The 20,910-nt window shown below is 66.2% G+C and carries 17 protein-coding genes and 2 tRNA genes; 14 read left to right on the forward strand and 5 right to left on the reverse strand.

What is annotated here, in order from left to right:
• Window positions 1-25: 25 nt before the first annotated feature.
• The 5 genes from E9229_RS11135 to E9229_RS11155 form a co-directional block, all read right to left on the reverse strand.
• Window positions 26-1,651, reverse strand: coding sequence for a DUF5671 domain-containing protein (locus tag E9229_RS11135; RefSeq protein ID WP_183511289.1), 1,626 nt, complete (start codon window positions 1,649-1,651; stop codon window positions 26-28).
• Window positions 1,652-2,089 carry a hypothetical protein gene (locus E9229_RS11140; RefSeq protein ID WP_183511290.1) on the reverse strand — a complete coding sequence of 146 codons (438 nt, stop codon included), beginning with the start codon at window positions 2,087-2,089 and terminating at the stop codon, window positions 1,652-1,654.
• Window positions 2,090-2,474: 385 nt separating this feature from the next.
• Complete coding sequence (locus tag E9229_RS11145; protein ID WP_183511292.1) at window positions 2,475-2,966, reverse strand: hypothetical protein; 492 nt, start codon at window positions 2,964-2,966, stop codon at window positions 2,475-2,477.
• Window positions 2,963-4,000 carry an aromatic ring-hydroxylating dioxygenase subunit alpha gene (locus E9229_RS11150; protein ID WP_183511293.1) on the reverse strand — a complete coding sequence of 346 codons (1,038 nt, stop codon included), beginning with the start codon at window positions 3,998-4,000 and terminating at the stop codon, window positions 2,963-2,965. Before E9229_RS11150 ends, E9229_RS11145 begins: the two co-directional genes overlap by 4 nt.
• A 13-nt stretch (window positions 4,001-4,013) precedes the next feature.
• Window positions 4,014-5,090, reverse strand: coding sequence for a pyridoxal phosphate-dependent aminotransferase (locus tag E9229_RS11155; RefSeq protein WP_183511294.1), 1,077 nt, complete (start codon window positions 5,088-5,090; stop codon window positions 4,014-4,016).
• Between the two features lie 304 nt (window positions 5,091-5,394).
• Here E9229_RS11155 and E9229_RS11160 point away from each other — a divergent pair, with 304 nt between their 5' ends.
• The 14 genes from E9229_RS11160 to E9229_RS11225 all read left to right on the forward strand — a co-directional run bounded on the left by E9229_RS11160 (window position 5,395) and on the right by E9229_RS11225 (window position 20,835).
• On the forward strand, window positions 5,395-6,324 hold the full coding sequence (locus tag E9229_RS11160) for an ABC transporter substrate-binding protein (protein WP_183511295.1): 930 nt from the start codon (window positions 5,395-5,397) through the stop codon (window positions 6,322-6,324).
• Between the two features lie 48 nt (window positions 6,325-6,372).
• The gene (locus E9229_RS11165) at window positions 6,373-7,293 is read left to right on the forward strand and encodes an amino acid ABC transporter permease (protein WP_221184438.1); all 921 of its coding nucleotides are present in this window, start codon (window positions 6,373-6,375) and stop codon (window positions 7,291-7,293) included.
• Window positions 7,290-8,057, forward strand: coding sequence for an amino acid ABC transporter ATP-binding protein (locus E9229_RS11170; protein WP_221184439.1), 768 nt, complete (start codon window positions 7,290-7,292; stop codon window positions 8,055-8,057). Before E9229_RS11165 ends, E9229_RS11170 begins: the two co-directional genes overlap by 4 nt.
• Before the next feature lie 25 nt (window positions 8,058-8,082).
• Complete coding sequence (locus tag E9229_RS11175) at window positions 8,083-8,817, forward strand: IclR family transcriptional regulator (protein ID WP_183511297.1); 735 nt, start codon at window positions 8,083-8,085, stop codon at window positions 8,815-8,817.
• 146 nt (window positions 8,818-8,963) lie between these two features.
• Entirely contained in the window at window positions 8,964-10,202 is a 1,239-nt protein-coding gene (locus E9229_RS11180) for an alpha-hydroxy acid oxidase (protein WP_183511299.1), read from the forward strand.
• A 37-nt stretch (window positions 10,203-10,239) separates the two neighbouring features.
• Window positions 10,240-11,628, forward strand: a complete 1,389-nt coding sequence (locus E9229_RS11185) for an FAD-binding oxidoreductase (RefSeq protein WP_183511300.1) — start codon at window positions 10,240-10,242, stop codon at window positions 11,626-11,628.
• A 185-nt stretch (window positions 11,629-11,813) separates the two neighbouring features.
• The gene (gene dusB, locus E9229_RS11190; RefSeq protein ID WP_183511301.1) at window positions 11,814-13,010 is read left to right on the forward strand and encodes a tRNA dihydrouridine synthase DusB; all 1,197 of its coding nucleotides are present in this window, start codon (window positions 11,814-11,816) and stop codon (window positions 13,008-13,010) included.
• Window positions 13,003-14,301 carry a deoxyguanosinetriphosphate triphosphohydrolase gene (locus E9229_RS11195; protein ID WP_312855671.1) on the forward strand — a complete coding sequence of 433 codons (1,299 nt, stop codon included), beginning with the start codon at window positions 13,003-13,005 and terminating at the stop codon, window positions 14,299-14,301. Before dusB ends, E9229_RS11195 begins: the two co-directional genes overlap by 8 nt.
• A gap of 80 nt (window positions 14,302-14,381) precedes the next feature.
• Window positions 14,382-16,280: a DNA primase gene (gene dnaG, locus E9229_RS11200; RefSeq protein ID WP_183511303.1), complete on the forward strand. Its 1,899-nt coding sequence runs from the start codon at window positions 14,382-14,384 to the stop codon at window positions 16,278-16,280.
• A gap of 65 nt (window positions 16,281-16,345) precedes the next feature.
• Window positions 16,346-16,421: transfer RNA gene (locus tag E9229_RS11205), tRNA-Asn, on the forward strand.
• Window positions 16,422-16,466: 45 nt separating this feature from the next.
• Entirely contained in the window at window positions 16,467-17,954 is a 1,488-nt protein-coding gene (locus E9229_RS11210) for a lipase maturation factor family protein (RefSeq protein ID WP_407671338.1), read from the forward strand.
• A gap of 9 nt (window positions 17,955-17,963) precedes the next feature.
• Window positions 17,964-19,646, forward strand: a complete 1,683-nt coding sequence (locus E9229_RS11215; protein ID WP_183511304.1) for an ABC-F family ATP-binding cassette domain-containing protein — start codon at window positions 17,964-17,966, stop codon at window positions 19,644-19,646.
• Window positions 19,647-19,721: 75 nt separating this feature from the next.
• A tRNA-Asn gene (locus E9229_RS11220) sits at window positions 19,722-19,794 on the forward strand.
• Between the two features lie 162 nt (window positions 19,795-19,956).
• Window positions 19,957-20,835: a phage holin family protein gene (locus E9229_RS11225; RefSeq protein ID WP_183511305.1), complete on the forward strand. Its 879-nt coding sequence runs from the start codon at window positions 19,957-19,959 to the stop codon at window positions 20,833-20,835.
• The last annotated feature ends 75 nt before the right edge of the window (window positions 20,836-20,910 follow it).

The following is a 20,910-nucleotide window of genomic DNA, read 5'->3' on the forward strand; positions in this document are numbered from 1 at the left end:
GCGCCGTTTTGCGTGGAGGCGGGTTTCAGCGCGAGCTCTGCTCCAGCTCGATGATCCGGAGTTCCGTCGGCCCGTCGATGAGCAACATGACCCGGCGAGCCGCGGGGCCGATGCCAGCCAACGCCGATGCCAGGGCGGCCTCATCCGGGGGCGGCACGCCCGGGACCCCGGCGACGGCCATGACCTCAACCCGGGCACCGGTCAACCGGACCAGCAGCTGCCGCAGGCCAGCGGTGTCCCCACCGGCAACCAAAACCAGCGATTCCAGCGTCCCGGGGTGCTCGGAGATCTCGGTGTCCAGTACTGCACGATCGCCGCCCCAGATGATGAAGTGGTAGCCGGCGGCCAGTACCGTGGCGACGAGCAGGCCCAAGGGAGCCCGGACCGACTCGAGGAGTCCGCTATCGGCATTGGCCGCATCGAAGAGATGCTCGAAGATCCGGAAACCGATGACCAGCAGGGCAACCAGGGCCACGGCGGCGCTGATGCCGAACACGGCAACCAGGTAGACCCGCCGTCCACGCGGATCGGCAGCACGGTCCGGACGCCAGGCCGGCACCCACAGTGCCGCACCGAGTACCAGTGAGACGAGCCCCGCCAGCAACAGGTCGCCCGCGGTATAGCCCGACAGCTGCCGGGAGGAACCGGCGAGGGCTGCATTGATAACTATGCCCAGGCCCGACGCCGCGGCCGCGAGCCCGATGCCCGAGAGCACCAGCCGTGCGGCGGTACGCACTGGTGCCAGCGATTCGCGCAGTACCTTGTGGTGGAAGGCCCAGACGAGGGCGCCGCTCAGCGCGGTGGCCAGCGCGGCGGGAATCACCTGCAAGGCGGGCATCCCGGAACCGAAGGCGAACCTCAACAGCGCATGAATGGTGACGCCGCATCCGCCGAGGGTAGCTGCGGCTGCCACGAGGACCCCGCCCACCACCAGCGCCACGTCGGCGAATCCGCCGCGCAGGACACCGACGCGTTCGCGCGCGAAATGCCACCACCAGATGAGCAACCCGCCGGCCAGCCAGGGCAGCTGGGCCAGCGGAGCGGTGAACCACGGCGTGCCGAACGCAGCGGCCGAGGCCAGGGAGGCAATGGCTGCGGTGAAAAGCGAAGCCAAGGCGGCCGCCAGAGCGCCCCACGCCAGAGCCAGGCCGTACCAGTTGCCCAAGATCCCGGGCAGCGTGGCCAGCGTCTGAGGTGCACGTCGAGGGTGGTGCCAGAGGCGGGCCTGCCACCACCAGACGGCGCCCCAAGCGAGGGCCAGCCCGACCCGCTCCTGCCAAGGGCCGGGATGCCCGGTAATCACATCGGCCAGCACGGAGAGCAGTGAGATGCTGGCGACGATGAGTGCCGCGGTGTACAGGGCGGCCACGTACAGGCCCCAGGCCGGGGCGGTATGCTCCGCAGGTTCCAGCAGGCGTTTGGCCAGCGAGCGCCAGAGCAGCCAGCTCAGTGGCCCGGCGACCAGCACGAAGGCAAGGGATTGCGCCAGCGCGCTACCGCGGTTCTCCGTTGAACCGCCCAGGACGATGGCGATGAGTCCGGAGGTCCCCGCCGCAGTGAGTGAGACCAAGGCGAAGAGCAGCACATAGACGGTGATTCGGCGGACGGTAGGCAGGGCGCCGCCGGTGCGCTGCACCGTGGTGGCGGACATTTACTTCACCTCCGCGCCGCTGCAGGCCAGCAACGGCCAGGGCGTGCTGACGATGGACCAGGAACCATAGGCCCCCTGCAGCTCGAAGGCGTCGGACGAAGTGTATTCGCCGGTCCCGAAAGGGCCGCTAGCCGAGCCCTGGGCCAGAGTGACCGAGACGGTGGACCGGGGACCGTCGATGAGCGTTGAGCCCAGGGTGATCCGCAGATCGGCAGCGCGCCGTTCGGTATCGGCGTACTGGCAGTCCTGCCTAGCCGTGGAGGTCTGATCCAGGAGCGCCGCGGCGCCCGCGTCGTCGCCCGCGAGCAGTGCCTGGGTGTAGCGCTGCACTGTGCCCTCGGGAGTTGCGGGATCCGGTGGCGGGGTGGTGCCCCGGGACAGGACGACGACGATGGAAAGTCCCACCAGGGTGCCGACCACCCCCATCAGCGAATACATAAGCCCATTTTGTGACTTTAGACGAGTGACCATGAGCTCATTCTCCGTCAGCGGGGCACCGGGTCAGTGGCCCGGCGCGCCCAAGAGCTGAGGGCACCCTGCCTATCCATGGTTCGGAACACCTTGGAGGTGATCTTCGCCAGACGGTCCGATAATCGACGCACAGCTGGCTTAGCAGCAGGCGTGCCCATTTTCTCTCGGACAACGTGGCTGTCTTAGTACGAAGTCGCAGCCATGAACCGTGCACTTGGATGCGGCAAGGATGTGAGCCTTGTTGAGCACCGCCCGTCTTCCCAGAGGACATTCTGGGAAGACGGGTGGATGTGCTGGACACATGACATCCTGCCGGCTGGCCGAGCAAATCGAAACCAGTGTGCCGATGGCGCTAGGGCACCCAGCCCAAGGCGGTGCGGCCCTTGAGCCGGATGACGGCCAGCGGCGTAGAGTCTGCACCCTCGGCCTCCAACGGAACCGAGAAGGGGTCATCGCCCTCCAGGATCAGCGCATCGAGCCGGCCCAGCTGGTGTCGTCCCTCGACCAGCAGTCCGGGGCCTCCGGAAAGCAGCACCATGATCTCCTGGGGCTGGCGCTTGAGTTCGGAGCGGGCCCCTACCTGGTGGATTTCCACCGAGGGCACCGCGGCGTGGGGAGAGCTGCGCACCATCACCTGTAGCACGCCGCCATCGGAGAGTTTCAGTTCACCGCTGGCACCCAGCGCCTCGTCCGGGGCTGGCCGGGTCAGCGGTTCCCGGGTGTCCGGGGCCAGACGCACATCCCACTGCCAGCGTTCTCGGCCGTGGGTGTCGGGGGATGCCGCAATTTCCGTCTCTCCTGAGGGTTCTACGCGGTGTGCGTTGGCGCGCAGCAGCAGCCTCACGGTGCCGCTACCTTCTCGGGCACGGCGGCCGCGGCCTTGGCTTCGGCCGAAAGCAGCTGCTTCATCATCCGTCGTGCCTTGGCCACACCGGCATCCTGCGCAATCAACACGTCGGGCAGGTTCGACGGACGGCACTCCATCTTGACCTGCTGCAGCGCCAGGGCATCGGAGTCCTCGGTCAGTACCCCGCCGAGGCTCTCGGTGAGCAGCTCGTTCATCGCCTCATCGCCGACGGCGAAGTCGCGGCAGAAGGCGTAGAAGTACCATGCGGTGTTTTCGGTGATCGGGGTGATGGCGTTGAGTACGCGCAGCAGGTGCCCGTCCTCGCGCTTGCCCCCGACCTCGACCACGCCGGCGTGGATCACGTGCAGCGAGGGCAGCTGGAAGACGGTGGTGTGCCAGCGGTCGACCCGCGTCATGCCGGTGGCCTTTTCAAAGAGCGGGGAGGGGTGGCATTCGGGCATCCACCGGTCCACCGAGACGGTGTTGCCATCGACCTCGACGGTGACCCCGTTTTCGTAGACGGCCTCGTCTCCGATGGTCGACTCGTGCAGGAAGCCCTCGTGGGTCAAATCCAGCAGGTTGTCGTGGATCAGGTCGGCGCTGCATTCGAACACGCGCTCATGGGTGACCCGGTCCCAAGCCGGATCGGTCATCCAGTGCGTGTCGGGTACCTCGGTGGTTTCGGCCAGCGCCGGATCGCCCATCCAGACCCATACCCAGCGGTGGGATTCAACGACCGGGTAGGACTTGACCAGGGCGCGTTCTGGAATGCGTGCCTGGGCCGGGACCCTGACGCACACCCCGGCGCAGTTGTATTCGAAGCCGTGGTATCCGCATTGGATATTGTCCCCGACGATCCGGCCTTCCGAGAGCGGATAGGCGCGGTGGGCGCAACGGTCATCGAGCACCGCGATGGAGTCGTCCTTCTTGCGGAACAGGACGATGTCCTCGCCCAGTGCGGTGCGTTTGAGCGGCTCGCGGGTGACTTCTTCGGACAGGGCGATGACATACCAAGCATTGCGTACGAACATGGGTGGTTCTCCTTTAGCTGTGGTCGCTGGTTTCGAGGTGGTTCAGGGGAAGCAAGTGGTGCAGCGCATCGGCAAGCAGGCCGAGCCCGGCCTCGGTGGGCACGGAAATGCGCACGGTTCCCGGTGCGCCCAGTGCCGATCCGGGCCGGACCGAGACCCCGTGGGCCTGCAAGGCGGCAACGAAGCCGGCCTCGTCGGGAACCGGCACCAGGACGAAGTTTGCCTGGGAGTCGACGGCATGCAGCCGGTGGGATGCCAGTAGTGCGCTCAGTTCGGCGCGCAGCCGCAGCGTGTGTTCACGGACCGCATCGCGGTGGTTGGAATCATTCAGGGCATTGAGGGCGGCGGCCTGGGCCAGGGTTCCCACGGAGAAGGGGGCGCGGACCTTGCGCAGGGTGGCGATGACCTCCCGGGAGGCCACCAGGTAGCCGATGCGCAGTCCGGCCAGCCCATGGATCTTGGAGAAGGTGCGCAGCACGGCTATGCGACCACCCTCGATCAGTGGAATGGCGGTCATGGCATCAGGGTCGTCGGTGAAGTCGATATAGGCCTCGTCGACGACGACCAGTGCCGCGGGGCTTCGTGCGGCGAATTCCTGAATCTCCGCCCTGGACCGGATGGTACCGGTGGGGTTGTGCGGGTTGACGACATAGGCGATGTCGGCTCGAACACGTGCCATGGCGGCCAGATCGTGCTTCCACTCGGTCAAGGGAACGCGGGTGACGCGCGCATTGACCGAAACCGCGCTGATCGCGTCGATTTGGTAGGCCGGGTCTGCGCAGACGGCATGACCGCCCTGTGCCAAGAAGGCGGTGGCCAGCAGGAAGATCAGCTCATCGGACCCGTTGCCGACCAGGATCTGTTCGGGGTCCACGCCGTGCAGTACGGCTAGTTCGGAGCGCAGGTTACCCGCCAGCGGGTCGGGGTAGCGGTGCAGTCCGGAGATGGCATCGGCAAGGGCCTGGCCCAGGTGTGCGCTGGCCCCGAGCGGGGATTCGTTGGCTGCCATGGAACCGTCTTCGGATCCCGAACCGGCTCCGGGCCGGTAGGCCTGGATCTCGTCCACCCAGGGGCGGGGTGCAATGGTCATTCCCGGTACTCCTTCGACTGCGGTATTTTTCGTGGCGGCGTTTCTTCTGAGAGGGTGCCGAATGTGCTGGCATTCCACTGTTCGTTCACATATGTGAATGAAGTACACGTATGCGAACACGCTAGGAGTTGGCGGACTCGCTGTCAACAGGTGTTCCCGAGTGGAAGAAACATTGCGTCCAAAGTGGGAATGGGCGTTGACAGTGAGTTGAGACACACCTAATGTGATTCGACATGTGGCACACCGTTCACATATGTGAATGAACTGATTGCACTCGTCGCCACCAAACACCGGAGGATTACAAATGCGTTCTACCCCGAAGTCACGCAACCCCCGCAAGGCCGCACTGCTCGCCCTGCCGATGGTGGCAGGGCTCCTGCTCGCAGGATGCTCATCATCCGATGCCCCGAAGGAGGACGTGCAGGCCGAGGCCGCAACCAACTCGGCGCCGCTGTTCGCAGAGCTGCCCGAGGCAGTCCAGAAGGCCGGGACCATCCAGATCGGTTCGGCGATCGATTACCCGCCGTTCGAGTACTACGAGGAAAACGGGGACCTGGCAGGGTTCGAGTACGAGCTTTCCAAGGAACTGGAAAAGCAGCTCGGGGTCAGCTTCAAGTGGAACAACGCCAGCTTCGATACGCTGCTGCCGGCGCTGACCACCAAGCGCTATGACATCATCTTCGGCGCTGTCAACGACACCAAGGAGCGCGAGGAAAGTTTCGACATGATTTCCTACCTGCAGTCCTCCCAGGGCCTGGTATCCAAAGCCGGCGTCGATACCGGCATCAAGACGGTTGAAGATCTCTGCGGCAAATCCATTGCGGCGGTCCGCGGCGGCATCCAGCCCCAGTACCTGGAGGAGCGTTCCAAGGTATGCGTCACCGATGGCATGAAGCCCATTGAGGTGTTGACCTTCGACGGCAACTCGCAGGAGCAGCTGGCCGTGAAGCAAGGCCGCGCAGTGGCAATGCTTGAGAACTACCCGACCGCCGCCTACTTCGCAAAGAACTCCGAAGGTTCGCTGGAAGTCGTTCCCGATCTTCAGGTTGAAAAGCGCTTCTTCTCCATGGTGCTCAGCAAGGAGCAGACGGAGCTGCGCGACGTCCTGCAGAAGGGCTGGCAGGCCATCATCGACGACGGCAGCTACGACGAAATCCTGAAGAAGTGGGACCTGGATGCCATCGGCATCAAGACCTCCGTCGTGAACCCGGTTTCAGAAGGCATCGAGCCGTAACCCATGTCGATCCACCCGCCAAGAGACCTGAACGAAACGGAGCACAGCGTGCTTGAAAAGGAAACCACAACGGAGCCGGCCAGGTTGGAGACTCCGGTCCCGGCCAAGAAATACACGGTCGTCCCGCTGCGCTACCCGTGGCGCTGGATTACCGCCGCCCTGGTCCTTGGCGGGCTGGGCCTCGTCGGCCGCGCCTTCCTGGCTGCCGACATCAATTACGACGTGGTCATCAAGTACCTGACCAACGCCGGAATCCTGACCGGGGTGCGCAACACGCTGGTCCTGCTGCTGGCGGCCATGGCCGTGGGCTTGGTCCTGGGCGTACTCACCGCGGTGATGCGCCAGTCCCCGAACCCGGTGCTGCGCTGGGTGGGCGGTGCCTACGTCTGGCTCTTCCGCGGCACCCCGCTGCTGGTGCAGCTGCTGATCTGGTTCAACCTCTCCATCATCTTCGAGACCTTCACCATCCCTGGCCTGTTCTCCATCCCCATGAACACCCTGATGACCCCGTTCGTTGCCGCGTTGCTGGGCCTGGGCATCAATGAAGGCGCCTACATTTCGGAAATCGTCCGCGGCGGCATCCTCGCCGTGGACCACGGTCAGCGCGAGGCAGCCTCTGCCATCGGCATGTCCCGGGCCAAGACCATGCGCCGGATCGTGCTGCCCCAGGCGATGCGGGTCATCGTCCCGCCGCTGGGCAACGAGTTCATTTCATGCCTGAAGTTCACTTCGCTGGCCTACACCATTTCCTACAGCGAACTGCTGCACTCGGCCAACAAGATCTACACGGCGAACTTCAAGGTGATCGAGCTGCTGTTCACCGCCGCCATCTGGTACATCGCATTGACCACCGTGTTCAGCCTCTTCCAGCAGCTGCTCGAAGACCGGTTGAGCCGCGGGGTTCCCGGGGCGCAAGTCGGGTTCATCGAACGCCTGCGCCGCAACCTATCCCTCAGGAGGGCCTCATGAGCACCGACGTCATCGTCCGCGCCGAACAAGTCACCAAGTCCTTCGGGGACCTGCAGATCCTCAACGGCATCGACTTGGAGGTCTCCCGCGGCCAGGTGCTCTGCATCATCGGGCCCTCGGGATCGGGAAAGTCCACGTTCCTGCGTTGCATCAACCACCTGGAAAAGATCGACGGCGGCCGCCTGATCGTCAACGGTTCCCTGGTGGGATACCGGGAGGTGGGGGACAAGCTCTACGAACTGCCGGACCGGGCAGTGTGCTCGGAGCGGGCCAATATCGGCATGGTCTTCCAGCACTTCAACCTGTTCGCCCACAAGACGGCCCTGGAGAATGTCATCGAGGGTCCGATCCAGGTCAAGGGAGTGTCCAAGAAGAAGGCCCTGGCCGATGGCCTGGCGTTGCTCGAACGCGTCGGGTTGGGCCACCGCGCCCACGCTTACCCGCGCTCGATGTCCGGAGGGCAGCAGCAACGCGTGGCCATTGCCCGGGCGTTGGCCATGGAGCCGAGCCTGATGCTCTTCGACGAGCCCACCTCGGCCTTGGATCCGGAGTTGGTCGGAGAGGTACTCGATGTCATGAAGGACCTGGCCGCGTCGGGCATGACCATGGTGGTCGTTACCCACGAAATGGGTTTTGCGCGTGAGGTTGCCGACGGCATAGTGTTCATTGACCAAGGTCGAGTTCTCGAATCGGGGACGCCGGCGGAGCTCTTGGGCAATCCCCGCGAGGAACGCACCAAGGCGTTCCTCAACGCGGTTCTGTAAGAAACAGGGAAAGAAGGAGACGGCCATGAGCACCTCGGTCGTACGGGCCATGCGGATCCTCGAGTCATTATCCGGCGCCAGCCGGCCCATGACGCTGACCGCAATCGCCGATGAACTGGAAATCCCGAAAAGCACGGCGCATTCGATCCTCAAGGCCCTGGCCAGTCGAGGTTTCTTGGACGTCGACGAATACCAGGGATACACGGTGGGGCTCAAGGCCTTCGAGGTGGGTGCTTCGCACCTGCGCTCCACCAATGCCGTGGAAGTAGTGGTTCCCCAGCTCGTCGAACTCACACGGGCGTTGGGCATCACGTCCCACTACGCGATTCTCGACGGTGCCGACGCTGTCTACCTCTGCAAGGAGGATCCCCCCGGGCTGGGCCTGAAACTGGCCAGCTCGGTGGGGGCCCGTCTTCCGGCGCATACGACGGCGGTGGGGAAAGCGGCGCTCGCCTGGCTGCCCGAAGCCAACCAGGAAGGCTATCTCGCGGCCCTTGGCGGCAGGAGGGCGGGCAAATTGGCGGTGGATCGCCTGCGCGGTGAACTGACCGCGGTCCGCGAACGCGGATACAGCAGTGATGACGGGGACACCGCACTGGGCGTGCGATGCGTCGCAGCCCCGGTCAGGTACCGCTCCGGTCCGCCGGGATCCATCGGTGTGAGCTATCTGGTCGGCTCCAAGGTCGAAGACCAGAAGGTCGTTGACGGGGTTGTTCAAGCGGCACGCCGGGCCAGCGAACTCCTCGCGCACCGGACGTAGGAGGGTTCCGGGCCTGGAAGGCCCGGAACCCTCCTACCGCCGCTGATCCCGGCAACGACCATCACGAACCACCGAACGAACGGGTACCGAAATACCATGAACCACACAGTGATGGCCCTGCTGGGCCCGACAGGTAGGACTACACCATGAAGCTTGTCGACGCGCTGGAACTCATCTCCCCACGGTTGCCCAGCGGAACGCTGCAGGAACGCCGGCTGCGCTCCTGCCACACCGTGGATGATCTGCGCCGAGCGGCAAAGCGGCTCCTGCCCCGTTCGGTTTTCGACTATGTGGACGGTGGGGCAGACCAAGAGCTGTCGCTTGCAGCCAATCCGACGGCCTTCACCGGATACCGGTACCATCCCAAAGTCATGCGGGACGTATCGAATCCGAATATCACAGGATCGTTTTTCGGACGCACAGCAGCGCTTCCGCTGGGGCTGGCACCCACCGGTTACACCCGGATGATGCATCCCGAGGGGGAGCCGGCCGTGGGTCGTGCAGCCAATACGCAGCGGATACCCTATGTGCTCTCCACCATGGCCAGTACCTCTATCGAAGACCTGGCCACGGCTGTCGGGCCCGACTCGGATTTGTGGTTCCAGCTCTACGTGTGGAAAGACCGGGAATTGACCCGGCAGATGATCCACCGTGCCCACGCCAGCGGCTACCGGGTGCTGGAAATAGCGGTTGACACCGCCGTATCGGGAAACCGGGTGCGCGATAGGCGCAACGGTTTGACGATCCCGCCGGCGCTGACATTGGGCAGCCTGCTGGACATCGGCATGAAGCCCAACTACTGGATGCGGATGCTGCGCGGGGAAAAGCTCGAGTTCGCCAATGTGCGTTCCGACGGACCCGGTGGCGGCCACACCATCGCGGGGATCTCCGAACAATTCGACCCGTCGGTCAACTGGGACGACCTGGCCTGGATTCGCGAGGCTTGGGTGGGCCCCATGGTACTGAAGGGACCGTTGGGCCCCGAGGACGCACTCCGTGCCAAAAGCCTGGGCATAGACGGGGTTCACCTGTCCAACCACGGGGGACGCCAGCTGGACCGCACCGTGGCCCCGGTGGAATTGATCGCCCCGGTGCGCGCAGCCGTCGGTGATGGCTTTGGCGTCTTCGTCGACTCGGGGATCCGCCACGGCTCGGACATCGCCACCGCCATCGCGCTGGGTGCCGATGCCGCCTTCGTCGGCCGGCCCTATCTGTGGGCGCTGGTTGCCGGGGGCGAAGACGGCGTCGAGCACCTGGTGAACACGCTGGCCGCCGAGTTCACCCGTACCCTGCAACTGCTCGGCGTAGGCTCGGTGGACGAACTGCGTGCTCATGGCCCCGAACTGCTCAGCGCCCTGAGCCCCGCCACCGCTGCGCTGCTGTAACTTCTAGCAATCCCACCCCGAAAGGATCCAGCAACCGATGGACATCGTTGAACAGCTGACCCGAGCACTTCCAGCCGGCACCGTGATCACCGATCCGGTGGCGCTCGACGCCTGCCGCACCGACCGCTCGGGACACCTCTCCTGCGGGCGCCCGCTGGCCCTGGTCGAGGCCCGCAGCATCGAAGACGTGCAGGAGGTCTGCCGGATCGCCACGGCCACCAATACCCCGGTGGTCTCCCGCGGTGCCGGAACCGGGCTGGCCGGTGGCGGAATCGCCGGCACCGGGGAAATCGTGCTTTCCACGCTGCACATGAACCGCATCTTGGAAGTATCCACCGCCAACCAGCTCGCTGTGGTTGAACCCGGAATCATCAACGGGGAGATGAACCGGGCGCTCTTCGAGCACGGCATGTGGTGGGCCCCGGACCCGGCCTCCAAGGACATCGCCACTGTCGGCGGGAACATCGCGATGAACGCCGGGGGATTGCTCTGCGCCAAGTACGGGGTCACCCGAGAAGCGGTCCTGGCTTTGAAGGTGGTACTGGCCGACGGCCGGCTGATCTCCGTGGGCCACCGCACCGTCAAGGGCGTGACCGGATACGACCTGTGCGCGCTGATGATCGGCTCCGAAGGGACGCTGGGCGTGATCGTGGAGGCAACGCTGAAGCTGCGTCCGCTCGTCACCGGGAACGTGGCCACGATCGCCGCCTACCTGGACTCAGTGGAAACCGGTGCCTCCATTGCGGCGCGGATCAGCGCTGCGGGACTGCAGCCGGCGATCATGGAATTGCTGGACCGGCGTTCGCTTGAGTGCCTGGACGCCTACACCGGGGGATCGCTGCTGAGCCGTGGCAACGCGTACCTGCTGATCCAGTGCGACGGGGCGGCGGCCGAGGCCGAGGCGGCTGCCATGCTGGCGATCATCCGCGAGGCCGGGGCACAGGCGGAGACCACCACCGATCCGGTCCTCGCCGACGAATGGGTCCATGTTCGCCGGCAGGTCTTCCCTTCATTGGAGGCACAGGGGACGCTGCTGGTCGAGGATGTGGCGGTGCCACGCGAGCAGATGCCGGCGATGTTCGCCAAGCTCGCGCAGTTGGAGGAAAAGTACGGGATTTCAATCCCCAGTAGTGCCCACGCCGGTGACGGGAACCTGCATCCCTGCTTCATCTTCCAGGGCGAGGACGTGCCGCAGATGATCTGGGACGCCGCAGGGGAGATGTTTGCCCACGCGCTGGAACTGGGCGGTACCCTGACGGGCGAACACGGCATCGGGGTGCTGAAGAAGCGCTGGCTCGGCGATGAGCTCGGCGATGTGCAGCTGATGTTGCAGCGTCAGATCAAGGCAGTGTTCGACCCCGCCGGGCTGCTGAACCCGGGTAAGGTGCTCGATCCGCTGGTGCAGGGGGCACCTGCCGTTTGCTGATCCTGCCGGAGGACCCGATGCCTGACGCGGGATAGGCGCAGGGCTCCGGAAACCGGCGGGTAAATCGCCGGTGGCCGGCAGCCATGCCCGCGGGCGGGGTCCTTCCCCGGGACCTCCGGGGGAGGACCCGGAGCGGTGAGCATTCTCATGGTGATTGATTTGTCCGGGTTTGAGATAATGGAGAAGTGACTGTTACCGCACCCGCCCCCGAAGAATCCGTACCGGCCCCCATTCGGCTGGAGCTGCCCCCGCTGAAGCTGGGCAAGCACACCATTGACGTTCCGGTGATCCTGGCCCCCATGGCGGGCATCACCAACCGCGCCTTCCGCCGGCTTTGCCGCGAGTACGGCGGTGGGGTGTACGTCACCGAGATGGTCACCTCCCGGGCCCTGGTGGAACGCAACGAGGAATCGATGCGCATCATCTCGCACGACCCGGACGAGGAACTGCGCTCGGTGCAGCTCTACGGAGTCGATCCCAAGACCGTCGGCGCAGCGGTGCGCATGATCGTGGAGGAAGACCGTGCCGACCACATCGATTTGAACTTCGGCTGCCCGGTGCCCAAGGTCACCCGCAAGGGTGGTGGCTCGGCGCTGCCGTGGAAGACGGACCTGTTTACCTCCATCATCAAGGCGGCAACCACCGAGGCGGCACGCGGCGAGGTTCCATTGACCATCAAGATGCGCAAGGGCATTAACGAGGACCACCTCACCTACATCGAATCGGGCAAGATCGCCCGCGACCACGGCGTCGCCGCCGTCGCCCTGCACGGTCGCACCGCCAGCCAGTACTACTCCGGCAAGGCCGACTGGGACGCCATCGCCAAGCTGCGCGAATCGTTGCCCGACGTCCCGGTGCTGGGCAACGGCGACATCTTCAGCGCAGAGGACGCGGTGGCCATGGTCGCGCAGACCGGAGTCGACGGCATCGTCGTGGGCCGCGGCTGCATGGGCCGGCCGTGGCTGTTCGGCGACCTGCAGGCCGCCTTCGAGGGCACGGACGTGCGCCACCGCCCGGGCATGGCCGAGGTGGCGGCATCCGTCTACCGCCACGCCGAACTGCTCGTGGACTACTTCGGCGACGAGGGCAAGGGCCTGCGCGACATGCGTAAGCACATGGCCTGGTACTTCAAGGGCTACCAGGCCGGCGGAGAACTGCGCGCCAGCCTGGCCCAGGTCTCCACGCTCGAGGAGTTGAGCGGGCTGCTGGCGCTGCTGGACATGTCCGTCGGCTACCCGGGCAAGGACGCCGAGGGCACCCGCGGCCGCGCCGGCTCGCCCAAGGCCACCAAGCTGCCCGACGGCTGGCTCGATAGCCGCGAAATGGATGAGAAGCACAAGGCCATGATCTCCGCGGCGGAACTGGACATTTCCGGTGGCTGAACCGGCGCTGGAGATCCCCGGCTACACGCCCGAAGACCAGGAGCGCTGGGTCCCGGAGCCGCCGAAGAAGTCCTATCGGACAGCCTTCGAACGCGACCGGGCCAGGGTCCTGCATTCCTCGGCACTGCGCCGACTCGGTGCCAAGACCCAGGTCGTGGCACCCTCCTCCGACGACTTCGTGCGCACTCGGCTCACCCACTCGCTCGAGGTCGCCCAGATCGGCCGCGAGCTCGGCGCCACGCTGGGCTGTGACCCGGACGTGGTCGACACCGCCTGCCTGTCCCACGACCTGGGCCATCCACCGTTCGGGCACAACGGGGAGAAGGCGCTTGACGCCCTCGCGAAGGATATCGGCGGCTTCGAGGGCAACGCGCAGACGCTGCGCCTGCTCTCGCGCCTGGAAACCAAGACGTTCCGGCACACCGGCGCTTCCGCCGGGTTGAACCTCACCCGGGCCTCGCTCGATGCGGCCTGCAAGTACCCGTGGCGGCGTGCCGACGCGCCGGAAAAGAACGGCAAGCAGAGCCGGAAGTTCGGGGTGTACCTCGATGACGGACCGGTGTTCGACTGGCTGCGTGCCGGTCCCGACGCCCCCGACCCGGGTGCCACCTGCATCGAGGCACAAGTCATGGACCTGGCCGATGACATCTCCTACTCGGTGCACGACGTCGAGGACGCGATCAACGCCGGACGCTTCCAGCTGCGCTGGATCAAGGACGCGGACCACCGGGCCCGGGTCATCGAATACACCCGCCGCTGGTACCTGCCCGGCACCGAGGACGCGGTCATCGACGCCGCGCTGTCGCGGCTGGAGGCCACGGCGGAATGGGTCCCGCATACCGACGGTTCGCGCCGCTCGATGGCGGCGCTGAAGGACATGACCAGCCAGTTCATTGGGCGCTTCTGCCAGGCGGCGTTCGATGCCACCCGTACCGAGTACGGACCCGGGCAGCTGACCCGCTACAACGCGAAGCTGATCGTGCCGGCGGACACCGAACACGAGATTGCGGCGATGAAGGGCCTGGCCACCGCATACGTGATGACCAGCGATGAACGCCAGCCGATCTACGCGCGCCAGCAGGAGACGCTCACCGAGTTGGTGCACCTGCTCAACGAGACGGGGGAGCGCTACCTGGAGCCGATGTTCGCCGCCGACTGGCGCGATGCCGGGGACGACGCCGACCGGCTGCGTGCCGTCATCGACCAGGTCGCCTCGCTCACCGACAGCTCGGCGATCGCATGGCACCGGCTCCTGGTGCGCGGCGAGACCTTCGAGGAACGGCTCTTCTAAACCGCGCCGGGCCCCGGCGCGACGTGACTACCCCGACACCCGTCCGCGGGCAGGGGTGAAGACTCACTAGACTGGGGCCCATGGCCGGCCTGATTAAAAGAGAAGACATCGACGAGGTGCGTTCGCGCACCGACATCAAGGAAGTGGTTGACGGCTACGTCACCCTGCGATCGGCCGGCATCGGCTCGTTCAAGGGGCTGTGCCCCTTCCACGACGAACGCAGCCCCAGCTTCCACGTGCGCCCGCAGGTCGGCACGTTCCACTGCTTCGGCTGCGGAGAATCCGGCGACGTCATCGCGTTCATCCAGAAAATGGACCACACCACGTTCTCGGAGACGGTGGAGCGACTGGCCGCCCGCATCGGGTTCGAGCTGCATTACGAGGACGGCGGGACCGGCCCGCGCCGCGAGGACGTGGGCAAGCGCCAGCGCCTGCTCGACGCGCACAAGGTCGCCGAGGAGTTCTTCCGCGACCAGCTCGCCACCCCCGGCGCAGCAACGGGCCAGGAGTTCCTCGCCGGCCGCGGATTCGACCAGGAAGCGGCGGCGCGCTTCGGCGTGGGCTACGCCCCGCAGGGCTGGGACGCGGCGCTGAAGCACCTGCGCGGGCGCGGCTTCCGCGACGAGGAGCTCAAGCTCACCGGCATCTTCTCCGAGGGCAACCGCGGCATCTACGACCGCTTCCGCGGCCGGCTGATCTGGCCCATCCGCGATTTGACCGGCGCCACCATCGGCTTCGGCGCGCGCAAGCTCTACGAGGACGATCAGGGACCCAAATACCTGAACACCCCGGAAACCATGCTCTACAAGAAGTCCCAGGTGCTCTACGGGGTGGACCTGGCCAAGCGCGAGATCACCAAGAACCGGCAGCTGGTCGTCGTCGAGGGGTATACCGACGTGATGGCCTGCCACCTCTCGGGCATCGGCACCGCGGTGGCCACCTGTGGCACCGCGTTCGGCGCCGACCACATCAAGATCGCCCGCCGGCTGCTGCAGGACGACGGCTCCGGCGGCGAGGTGGTCTTCACCTTCGATGGCGATGCCGCCGGCCAGAAGGCGGCGCTGCGCGCCTTCGAGGAGGACCAGCGCTTCATCGCGCAGACCTATGTCGCCGTCGAACCCACCGGCGCAGACCCATGCGACCTGCGCCAGACCCGCGGACCGGAGGCCGTGCGCGAACTCATCGCCTCCAAGCGCCCGCTGTTCGAATTCGCGATCAAGGCCGGGTTGCAGAAATTCAACCTGAACACCGTGGAGGGCCGGGTACAGGCACTGCGCGCCTCGGCGCCGATCGTCGCCGGCATCCGCGACGCGGCGATCCGCCCCGCCTACGCCCGCGAACTGGCGGGCTGGCTCGGCATGGACGTCGATGACGTGGTGCGGGCCGTGGGCGCGGCGGGGCGCCGCGCGAAGGAAACCAAGGGCGCGCCCGAACGGATCTTCGCCGCCCCGGTGGACGCCGTCCAGAGCGCCCCGGAGGCCGAGCAGGAACCAGCTGCCCAGGTCTTCAGCCGCCCAGATGCGCGCGATCCGGTCACCCGGATGGAACGCGAGTCGCTGGAGGTGGTGCTGCAGCAGCCGGCGCAGCTTACTGCTGCCCAATGGCAGGCCTTCTACGAGGCGCGCTTCCTGGCCCCGGCACACGCGGCCATCCACGATGCCGTGCGCGCCGCGGGCGCCAGCGGCGCGACGCCGGCCCAATGGGTGGAGCAGATCCGGCAGGAGGTTCCGGAACCGCTGCGCGGCTTCGTTTCCGAGCTCGCCGTCACGCCGCTGCCGGCCGGCAACGACGACGCGCTCGTGCGCTACTGCTCCGACATCATGAACCGGCTCTTCGAGCTGCAGATCACCCACGCGAAGGCGGAACTGATGGGCAGGCTCCAGCGCATGGACCCCGCATCGGACCCCGAGGGGTTCAATTCGCTGAACCGGCAATTGATGGAATTGGAGATCCAGCGCAGGGCCCTGCGCGCGGACTGAGCGGCCCGGCAGACACCTCGTTTTGCATCCTCGCAAAACCCTGTGTAAGCTTTTACCCGTTGCCTTCCTCCGTAGCTCAATTGGCAGAGCATTCGACTGTTAATCGAAGGGTTACTGGTTCAAGTCCAGTCGGAGGAGCCAAAACGGGAATCCCCGGACCGAAATGGTCCGGGGATTTTCCATTTAATGCATCCCGGTCCGGCCCGGGGAAACTACCATGGGGCCATGGAGTGGCTGGCGGCGAACGACTACGTGGCGGCGCGGGAAATCCTCCAGCGCGGGGTGGCCCTGATCTACCTGATCGCCTTCAGCTCGACGCTCAACCAGTTCCGGGCGCTGGCGGGGGAGCACGGCCTGTTGCCGGTTCCCGAGCTGCTGGCCGGGCGCGGACCCCGCGGCCCGACGCTGTTCAGTCGGATCGGCTATTCGGACAACAAACTGGTGGCAGTCTGCGCCGCCGGCATCGTGATTTCGGCCACGGTGATCGCCGGCCTGCCCCAGGCCGGACCGCCCTGGGGGCCACTGGCTGCGTTCCTGGCCCTGTGGGGGCTGTACCTGTCGGTGGTGAACGTGGGCCAGGTGTTCTACGGCTTCGGCTGGGAGATGCTGCTGCTGGAGGCCGGTTTCACCGTCGGGCTGCTCGGTTCGTACCGGGTCGCGCCGCCGGCCGCCATCTTGGCGCTGAACGTCTGGTTGCTCTTCCGGCTCGAATTCGGCGCGGGGATGATCAAGTGGCGCGGGGACCCGGCCTGGCGCAACCTTACGGCGTTGTACTACCACCACCAGACCCAGCCGATGCCCGGCCCGTTCAGCCGCAACGCGCACCTGGCCCCGAAATGGTGGCACCGGATCGAGGCGGCGGGAAACCACGTGGCCCAGCTGCTGGTCCCGTTCCTGCTCTTCGCCCCGCAGCCCGTGGCGTCCATCGCGGCGGGGGTGGTGATAGCCACCCAGCTCTGGCTCGTGGCGACCGGCAACTTCGCCTGGCTGAACGCGCTCACCATCATCCTGGCCGGCGGCAGGCTCAGCGATCCGGTGCTGCACCGGCTGCTGCCCCGGCTACCGGCTACCGGTGTGCCTGCCCCGGCCGCCCCGCCCTGGTGGGACGCCGTGGTGCTGGCCGGAACGCTGCTGCTGGTGGTGGCATCGCTCCCGGCACTGCGCAACCTGTTCTCCGCGCACCAGCTGATGAACGCCAGTTTCAACAGGTGGCAGCTGGGCAACGCATACGGCGCCTTTGGCACTGTCACCCGCGAACGGATCGAGATCGTCATCGAGGGGACGCTGAAAGCGGACCCGGATGCCGCCGGCTGGATCGAGTATGGGTTCAAGGGCAAGCCCGGGGACGTGTTCCGCCGGCCGCGGCAGTTTGCCCCCTACCATCTGCGCCTGGACTGGATGATGTGGTTCCTGCCGCTGGGCTCGGTGCACCAGCGCTGGTTCCACCGGCTCCTGGTCCGTCTGCTGGAGGCCGATGCGCCGACCCTTGACTTGCTGGACCACGACCCGTTCGCCGGTGCGCGCCCGCGTTTCGTGCGTGTGCTCTCCTACAGGTACCGCTTTGCCGGGAAGGCCCGGCACCGGCGCGACGGCGCGATCTGGGTGCGCGACCGGCGGCGCCTGGTGATCGGGCCGGTGGGCCGCGACGGGGGCGGGAGCGGCGGGCCTCGGTAGGATGGTGCAGTGGCTCATATCGATGTCTCAGACATTCACTACTTCCTTTCCGACGGCACCCAATTGCTCGGCGGCGTCACCTTCAAGGTGACCAGCGGCAGCAAGACGGCACTGATCGGCCCCAATGGCGCGGGCAAGACGACGCTGTTCAAGATCATCGCCGGTGACCTGAAGGCGGACGAGGGCGCCGTCTCGCGCTCCGGCTCCATGGGCATCATGCGCCAGTTCGTCGGCCAGGTCCGGGACGAATCCACGGTGCGCGACCTGCTGCTGAGCACCGCCAGCCCGGACTTGGCGGCAGCGGCGAAGGCCGTTGCCGACACCGAGACCGAGATGCTGGAGACCGGCGACGAGAAGTCGCAGATGCGTTACGCCCAGGCCATCGTCGACTGGGGGGACGCCGGCGGGTACGAGCTGGAAACCGCATGGGACAAGGTCTGCATGTCGGCACTCGGCGTCGAATTCGACCGCGCCCAGTACCGCCAGGCCGCCACGCTCTCCGGCGGCGAGCAGAAGCGCCTGGTGCTCGAAGCGCTCTTCGAGGGCCCCGATGAATTGCTGCTGCTCGATGAGCCGGATAACTACCTCGACGTGCCGGGCAAGCGTTGGCTCGAGGCCACGTTGAACGAATCGTCCAAGACGGTGCTGTTCATCAGCCACGACCGCGAGCTGCTGGACAACGCGGCGACCCGCATCGTCACCCTCGAGCCGGGACTCTCCGGGGCATCGGCCTGGATTCACGGCGGCGGTTTCGGTTCCTACGTCACTGCCCGCAAGGAGCGTAACGAGCGCTTCGAGGAACTGCGCAAGCGCTGGGACGAGGAACACACCAAGCTCAAGGAGCTGGTGAATATGTACAAGAACAAGGCGGCGTTCCGTTCCGACATGGCCACCCGCTACCAGGCTGCCCAGTCCCGGCTGGCCAGGTTCCTCGATGAGGGCCCGCCGCAGGCGATCCCGATGGAGCAGAACGTGCGCATGCGCCTGGCCGGCGGACGCACGGCCAAGCGTGCAGTGGTCATGGACAAGCTGGAACTCACCGGGCTGATGAAGCCGTTCAGCAACGAGATCTGGTTCGGTGACCGCGTTGCGGTGCTCGGTTCAAATGGTTCGGGCAAGTCCCACTTCCTGCGCCTGCTGGCAGCCGGCGGCACCGACCCCGAACGCGAGCACCTTCCGGTCTCCGACTTCGAGATTGCAGAGGTGCCGCATGCCGGCAGCGCCAAGCTCGGTGCCCGCATCCGGCCCGGCTTCTTCGCCCAGACGCGTAGCCGACCGGACCTGGTCGGGCGCACGCTGCTGACCATCCTGCACCGCGGTGACGAGCACCGCTCGGGCTTGGCCCGCGAGGCCGCCTCCGGCGCGCTGGATAACTACGGGCTGGCCGCCCAGGCCGAGCAGAAATACGATTCACTCTCCGGCGGACAGCAGGCCCGCTTCCAGATCCTGCTGCTGCAGCTCTCCGGTGCCACCTTGCTGCTGCTCGACGAGCCGACGGACAACCTGGACCTGCATTCGGGTGAGGCGTTGGAAAAAGCGATCGACGCGTTCGAGGGGACGGTCCTGGCTGTCACCCACGATCGCTGGTTCGCCCGTTCCTTCGACCGCTTCCTGGTGTTCGGATCCGACGGCAGGGTCTACGAATCCAAGGAACCGGTCTGGGACGAAACCCGGGTCCAGCGCGCCCGGTAGCTGTCAGTCGGGGGAGCCGGGCCGCGCCGATTTCACGTTTGCCCGGAACCCCTGATACTGTTTTGACTGCTTCATTCCTCCGTAGCTCAATTGGCAGAGCATTCGACTGTTAATCGAAGGGTTACTGGTTCAAGTCCAGTCGGAGGAGCGTATATAAAGAACCCCCGTCCTCGTCGAGGCCGGGGGTTCTTTGCTGGGTGCGGGAACTCATACCGTGGTAGTACGCCTTGTGGTTGAGTCCCTTCTCCCGGTGCTGGTGGTAGTTTTGGTTGCAATCGGTCAATTGGGGCCGAAGGGAAATGGAGTCATCATGACCGAAGCCGAGTCGACACCCCTGTCGGGAGACCGCACTGCGGCACCCACGACCATCAAGGGCCAGGTGAGCGGGCTAGGCAGGCTCGTTCCGCGGCAGCTCAGGGACGAGCTGAGCCTGGCACTCATCGCGTTGAAGGCCTCCGGCATCCGCCTTGGCATCGCGGCCGGTGCGGCGGTGGTGGCCATCGTCTTCCTGTGCTTCTTGCTGATCTCCCTGGTGGTCGCCGCGATCATGGGCCTGTCCACTGTCATGGCACCGTGGCTCGCAGCATTGATCGTCGGCGCTGCGTTCCTGCTGTTGGCCCTGGCGCTGGCAGGATTCGCCGTGTGGCGGGTCAAGCGCTCCATGCCGCTGGTCCCGGAGGAGGCTCTGCGCGGGCTGCGCCACGACGTGGGCATCCTGCGCGAGGGCAGCTCCTTCAACGAGGCCACGCTCGATGAACCGCGTGAACCGCGGCACAAGGACGAGGATCAGGTGGCGGCGAAGGAAGCCAAGGCTGCAGCACCGAAGCCCACCCATGACGAACTGCTCAAGCGCACCCGCGCCCGCCGCCACGAGATCGCGCTGCTGCGCGACGGACTGGGCTACAAGCTCGAGGCCCCGCGCAAGGCAGCCGAGACGGTCTCGAAGGCGGCGCACTCAGCTGGAGACGGCATCACCCGCATGGCCGAGGCCGCCCACACCACCTTGGTGGCTGCCGGCGAGAAGCTCGAGGCGGGCAAGGAAGCCGCCACGCAAAAACTTGCGGAGGCCTCAGGGCTCTCCGGCGAGAACGCCGGAACCGCCCTGCGCGAACGCTGGGCCCCGCTGGCCGTGATGACCGGATCGCTGATCGCGTTCGTGGTCCTCGTCCGCAAGCTCTTCGGCAAATAACACACCGGCCGTCCACCAGGACGGCCGCGCACTCGGCGCAGGATCAAACGGTAGACGGGCGAAAGGGGGGGGGGG

Origin of the sequence: Paeniglutamicibacter cryotolerans, assembly GCF_014190875.1 — a bacterium.
GTDB classification, from domain to species: Bacteria; Actinomycetota; Actinomycetes; order Actinomycetales; family Micrococcaceae; genus Paeniglutamicibacter; species Paeniglutamicibacter cryotolerans.